The following is a 6211-nucleotide window of genomic DNA, read 5'->3' on the forward strand; positions in this document are numbered from 1 at the left end:
CTCAGCTCGTTCAAATCAAAGAGCAAGGCATGCATTATATTTTGTGTTGGCAGCAGTTTTTACCAACTCAAATCCGTTTCCCATTCTAACCGTCCGTCCTTCTCTGTGCAGATTCCAATTGCTCCCATTCCATAGTCGAAACGCAAGTGATACTCAATTTTTTTATTCTCAATAAAGCTAGAAAGGTCTTTTGAAACTAATGTCATTCTTTTGAACAAGTCCTTTATTTCATTCATTTCTTTGATCGCACTTTCCTTTGTTATGTTTTTTAAGTCGTTGTTGACTGACCAACCTGTTACAGAAAAGTGATTCTTGTCCCTTGTCCCAAGTGTTAAATCTCCAACCTCAAATGGATGCCCGTTGGAAAGAAGGATAATTGCGTTCTTTATTCGAAGTTCTAATTCCTGTTTCTCCATTTTTTTGAATGTCATTTAGTCAATAAGTATCGAGTCCAAGAGATTCAGTGATTGATCTTTGTGATCAATTAAATTACCGTCCACAGGGATTTCAGTCCATCCTTTTAATTTTTGTTCGTCAAATTTTCCGCAAAACGAAATCAAGAAGACTAAACTTCACAGCAACAACGCACCCGCAGCTGACATAAACACTTTTGTTGGCTGCCGTTTTCTAGTTCCCGAGTTCTTTTTGAAGATAGTGTCCTATGATGGTAGAGTCCGAAATCACGATAATGAAATCCTCAATGTCCGCGAAACGAACCTTTACAGTGTCCCCGAGTTTATAATTCTTTATGGTATTTGGCACGTTGTCCAGAACGCAATTAAACCCATTGTCATAAAGTGAAAATGGTGTCGACCACATGTGCTCATAGTCGTCCTTGTCTGTGAACACTTTTTTTAAATGGAACGAATAATTTTCTTGTCCATGGTAACGCCCAAAATAGTCAACAAAATATTTTAGACTGTCCTGTGCAGCTTTCCTTGCTCTCTCAACTCTCGGGTCGTCTACCTCAAGTGGTCGAATGTTTTCTTTGTCCCATTGGTCTTGATTATTTTTTGTCGAACACGAGAAAAGTAGCAGTGTCAGAAGAATTGTCAGATTTGTGAATTTCAATCTCAAATTTTAATCATTATCAAAGTGTCGTTAGAAAATTACAGCCAACGTTTATGTTTATGACGGCTTGGGCTTTCGAAGCATTCCACTGTCACACGTTGCTGAACGAAATTAAGAAAACAAAACTTCAAATATACTGAACCCCAAAGCCGGCCTTTAAAGATTTTGTTGCACTAAACCTTCGGTAGCTCTTCATCGCTTCGTAGTAAATTGTATTTCCACATAACAATTACTACTATGAACATCAAGAAGCAACAAGGAACTACCTTGGTTCAGCGCGCATGCGCTAATGTAAAAGGTTTTAAGGCTCTTCACAACAGGTTAGAGAAGAAGATAATCGTCAGTGGCAAGAGCATGAGTACGCTCAACAACTACATGCGGTGCATCGCACATATCGCTTTGAAGTACAATTGCCTTCCCACCCAACTTGACCTCGAACAGATTGAAGATTATTTACTTCTTCTCAAAAAGAAAGGTGCCTCCGAAGCAGACTTCAAACTCACTGTCTACGGGCTTCGCTTCCTGTTTCGATGTGAGGGGTTGAATGACCGTGCCATTAAACTCCCTTCCATCAAGCGTGATAAAAAACTTCCCGTCGTGCTTAGCCCAAGGGAGATGATAGAATTGCTTAAAGCTCCTTCTTTACTCAAGCATCGTGTGCTTATCGGTGTGCTCTATGGCTGCGGACTCCGCTGCCAGGAAGTACGTTCCCTGCTCATCAAAGATGTGGACTTCGACCGAAAGGTGATTCATGTGCGCCAAGGCAAAGGCAGGAAAGACCGATACGTACCCCTGGGTGAACATCTGGCTCGTGGATTAAAAAAATATCTGGATGCAGAAAAGCCTATCAAGTGGCTCTTCAATGGAAAGGATCATCAGCAACCTTTTTCACCGCGCGGCACGCAGTGGGTCGTTCGTGAAGCCACCAAAAAGACTGGTATCAAAAAACAGGTCTCCGTCCATACCCTACGCCATACATATGCTACTCATTTGCTGGAGCAGGGGTTGGATATTGTTTCTATTAAAGAGTTGCTGGGTCATGCTCACATTGACACCACCATGGTGTATTTGCACGTAGCCAAAGCCGGAAGACAAATTCCTTTTTCTCCACTCGATAAGCTTTATCCATCTGAGCAAAAGACGCAAAAGGCTTAGCTGTGCGTCCGGTTTATGAGCTTGCCAATGTGATCAATTCACATTGGAAAGAAATGGTGCGCAATGACCAGTTTAATACCTGGCAGCTGCGTACCCTTGATGCCATTCGGCGATGCAGAGCAGCATCGCTTGGTGGACATGTAGACCTATGCACTTCCTGCGGTCATGTGCGTATCAGCTACAATTCGTGTCGGAACCGGCACTGTCCCAAGTGTCAACAGGTGCAACGTGAGCGGTGGATACAATCCAGAGAAACGGAGTTGCTTCCAGCAACGTATTTTCATGTCGTCTTTACTTTGCCAGAGGCACTCAACAAACTCTGCTTGTACCAGCCTGCTTTAGTGTATAAGCTCGTGTTCGATACTGCCTGGAGTGTGATGAAAAGTTTTGCGCATGATAAAAATCATCTTGGTGCTGATACCGGAATGATTTCTATTCTCCACACCTGGGGACAAAATCTGTCACTTCATCCGCACATTCATTGCATTGTTCCTGGCGGTGGAGTGACCGCATCAGGGAAGTGGAAGCATGCCCGGAGTAATGGAAAATTCCTCTTCCCGGTTAAGGCGATGAGCCACGTCTTCAGAGCCCGATTCGTAGCATCACTTCGTGAGCGATTCAAAGGACTGGAGCCATCTTTTTATAATGACTTATTCAAAGCATCTTGGGTGGTGTATGCCAAGCGTCCTTTCGGAAGCCCTAAACATGTGATCGAATATCTCGGAAGGTATACGCACAAAGTCGCTATCTCCAATCATCGAATTGTCCATGTCACACATAATCTGGTGACCTTTCGATTCAAAGACTACCGCGAAGAAAGCAAAGTCAAGCAGATGGGTTTACATCCTCTTGAATTCATTCGAAGGTTTTCGCTCCACATTCTGCCCAAAGGATTCACCCGTATTCGGCACTATGGCATTTTAAGCAGCAGTCGAAAGCATCACATTCTACCCTTGCTACATCAGCAATTGGAGAGCTACTACGAATTCCCGGAAGAAAAATCATGGAAGCAGATCAGTACAGAACTTTTAAGATATAATCCCGATGCCTGTCCTGTTTGTAACAAACTCACGATGATCACCATCTTTAATTTTGACAGGAGAGGACCGCCGGGTCCGGAAATGACAAAAGATCTTATTAAAAACTATCAGTGTAAGCAAGCTTAAGCTATGCCTGGCCACTGCTTTGGATAAATTGCGAAAATTAGACCGATAATCACTTAAAATTACCAAGATGATCAAACGAAAAAAACGTACGCCGCTTTAAATCAGAAAACTGTACAGTGTTAGCATATGCCTACCGTTAGCGAGATCACCTTCACCCCGCACATCAATCCCCATAACTAAAAATTCTCACCGCTATCGAAGCTTCCGTGCAACACGGGCTTCACGCTGGGCCGTGCCGGCCACGCGAAGCCTTATTTATTGGCGGTAGTATTTTATCACCCCACAACTACCTTTAAGTGATCTCTCGACCGTTCAATTTGTTCAATCCTGAGTGGTTGACCATTTAAGTGCGCCTTCACCACTCTAAAAACCTTGTCCTTCTGGGAAAAGGTCTCTGCGATAACACCATTCGTATCGTCTACAAGCTGAAGTTTATAATCGTGAGGGTTTTCGATGTAATACTCTTTATCGAAAATCCTTAGTCTTACATGATCCAAGCTGAACGGTTTGTCTCCTTTCAAGTCGAACTTTATATCTACAGGCTTAGACATTCTGTATTTTTTCTCTAACTCTACTCTTGTCAATTCCTTATCTCTTTCAATCATCTCTTTAATCCGGCGCTCGTGCTCCTCTGGAGAGAATAATCGTATAGAAATTGTACAACTTGTCGAAGACACATCTGTGATAGTAGCGTCGTAATTATTTGTCGATGGTCCAGAAAACTCAAAGTCTTTCTGTCCAAGTATATGAGCCTTAATCAACTTGAAGTAATTAGATGGAATCGTGCCCAGCTGACCGGAGCCACCAATTGAGTTGGGCGCGTAAATATTAACTCGATCCATTTCAGGCTTTGTCCACAAATTGACGTAATCGCCTTCCTTGCATCCAGCCAATACTGTCCTGCTAGGATTATTGAGACGAAATGTAATATCTCGTCCAATGTAATTTTCAGTTTTTTTTGCCTTAAAGAAATCGAACAGTCCCATAAAATATTACCGCCAACGTTTATATATAAAGCGTATGCGGCTTAATAGTAAAAGGCATCAAACCTTGCTTAATAAATTTACATGCAGAATTTATCGCACCAAAATGAACCCGCATATGATTTATATATTCTGTTGCCGGCAGTTTATATTAATCTCCTGGTCACTAGCTCGTCAATCAACAAATGAAATATTCCCTTTAGCCTGTGAGGAATATAATCATGTGTGGTTTTCAGTTTTATTTTCTGTTGGTTAAATATGATTGCAATTTCGAATGCCCAGTCGTCAACAGCTGCACCTGTTCTGGTTGTGTCTAGCTTGTGCAAATATGTCCATTTAAAAAGACTGTCAATTTTTTTCATTTTTTCTTGGCCAAGAATAAATTCCACTTGTTCAGTCGACTTACAATTCAATTTAGGTTTGAAATTAATTAGTCCGGCGTCTGTTAAATTTAATATAAATTCAGGGCAATCTCCGAAACAAGTTCCAGCTACTATTTCTATGTTATCAAATTTTAGATTGTCAATGAATTCTAGTTTCCGAGAATAGTATTTCTTGTCTAAATACAAACCCGTCAAGACTAAAGTATCATCGGTTAATTTCTGTATTCTTTGTTTATCAAATTTTTGGTCAAAATCCCTTGTTATCAGTGTGTCATCCTTCATTATAAACACACCCTCATTGACAAATCCGCCGTCAGTTATCGTATATAAAGTATCATCCATAAATCTTAGTCCAACCGGGCCAATTTCTATTCCCGCTGGATATTCCATAAGTATCCAGTCACCGTCTATTCTGGGCTGGTTTGTTTCGTACTTGCTTGAGCATCCTGTAAATATTAGCCCCAAGACTAATGCTAAGCGAGACGAATATTTTGGTAATAGATCACTAGCCTCGTTTGTAACGTTCTTATTTGCTTTCATTCGCTATAATCGATAATCCTGTCCAGGTTAGTTAGTCACGCAATCGTCCGAGATAAATTGCCGGCAACGTTTGTGTATAAGCCGTGGCGCTGAGCAAAAATAAAAAAATGTCCTCCTTATCAGCGCCATGGATTATACATTTTGTTGTATGCAGTAGCCGACCTTCTCGTAAATGTTCTATTTTATTTGTATCGAGTCCTGATAAGTTGAGTCTTTTTTGGTTGAGGGTTGAGAGGTATTTAACTCTAACTTTTTTGTCTCGATGGGAATAGGCTCTGTTGGGACTCTACCTTTAATGAATTCGCTCCAGACGAGTATCCCGAAACTACCAAGAGTAACGAATACTATGCTCCATTTCACTATTTGTCCATCAACGAACGTTGTCTTTAATCCCCTTTTGTATTTAGTCCATCCGCCCTTCTTTTTTATTTGATAACCCCGAATAGTTAACGAGATCAATCGATACTTCCCGTCTGTCCTGGTGTCTTGCCTCCATTGACTCGTTATTAAGTCCTCGTAAACCATTTCGTCATGTACTTCATTAAGCATCAAGTATTGATAACTCGTGCTTCGCCCGTCAAATTCACCGAAAAGATCCTCGTAAGTATATTTAAACTCACGACCATATGCCATTGAATTCAATATTCTGTCGATATTCAAGTCCTTCTCGTTCTCGTCCGTCTTTTTTAACTCGTCAAACATAATGAAGTTGTCTTAGCCCCCTAAAGTCTGCACAAAATTATGTTTTTAAATGTGTAGTGAGATCGTGAGAGTCCTGTTCAGCTTTTAAGCAAATGTACGTGTCTGTTCCAGGCCTGTCAAGGCTGGTAACGAGCGAATGATTTGTGATTTTATTTTTAAAGGAATCATTCGGCCTTGACATTCCTTCCACATACACTGTGTCGCGCTGCTT

At 41.3% G+C, this 6211-nt stretch carries 7 protein-coding genes; 2 read left to right on the forward strand and 5 right to left on the reverse strand.

Annotation, left to right across the window (positions count from 1 at the left end; genetic code table 11):
• Window positions 1-59: 59 nt before the first annotated feature.
• The gene (locus P2W71_RS14280; protein WP_276371945.1) at window positions 60-416 is read right to left on the reverse strand and encodes a hypothetical protein; all 357 of its coding nucleotides are present in this window, start codon (window positions 414-416) and stop codon (window positions 60-62) included.
• 211 nt (window positions 417-627) lie between these two features.
• The gene (locus P2W71_RS14285; RefSeq protein ID WP_276371946.1) at window positions 628-1071 is read right to left on the reverse strand and encodes a DUF2314 domain-containing protein; all 444 of its coding nucleotides are present in this window, start codon (window positions 1069-1071) and stop codon (window positions 628-630) included.
• A gap of 237 nt (window positions 1072-1308) precedes the next feature.
• Between P2W71_RS14285 and P2W71_RS14290 the strand changes: the two genes are divergently transcribed.
• Both P2W71_RS14290 and P2W71_RS14295 read left to right on the forward strand, forming a co-directional pair.
• On the forward strand, window positions 1309-2226 hold the full coding sequence (locus P2W71_RS14290) for a tyrosine-type recombinase/integrase (protein ID WP_276371947.1): 918 nt from the start codon (window positions 1309-1311) through the stop codon (window positions 2224-2226).
• Window positions 2227-2228: 2 nt separating this feature from the next.
• Window positions 2229-3392, forward strand: a complete 1164-nt coding sequence (locus tag P2W71_RS14295) for an IS91 family transposase (RefSeq protein WP_276371948.1) — start codon at window positions 2229-2231, stop codon at window positions 3390-3392.
• A 275-nt stretch (window positions 3393-3667) separates the two neighbouring features.
• Here P2W71_RS14295 and P2W71_RS14300 read toward each other — a convergent pair whose 3' ends face one another.
• From P2W71_RS14300 to P2W71_RS14310, 3 genes are all read right to left on the reverse strand, one after another.
• Window positions 3668-4378: a hypothetical protein gene (locus P2W71_RS14300; protein ID WP_276371949.1), complete on the reverse strand. Its 711-nt coding sequence runs from the start codon at window positions 4376-4378 to the stop codon at window positions 3668-3670.
• A 143-nt stretch (window positions 4379-4521) separates the two neighbouring features.
• Window positions 4522-5298, reverse strand: coding sequence for a hypothetical protein (locus P2W71_RS14305; protein WP_276371950.1), 777 nt, complete (start codon window positions 5296-5298; stop codon window positions 4522-4524).
• 177 nt (window positions 5299-5475) lie between these two features.
• Complete coding sequence (locus P2W71_RS14310) at window positions 5476-6000, reverse strand: hypothetical protein (protein WP_276371951.1); 525 nt, start codon at window positions 5998-6000, stop codon at window positions 5476-5478.
• Window positions 6001-6211: the final 211 nt, after the last annotated feature.

The sequence above is a fragment of the Chryseolinea sp. H1M3-3 genome (genome assembly GCF_029360725.1).
Classification (GTDB): domain Bacteria; phylum Bacteroidota; class Bacteroidia; order Cytophagales; family Cyclobacteriaceae; genus Chryseolinea.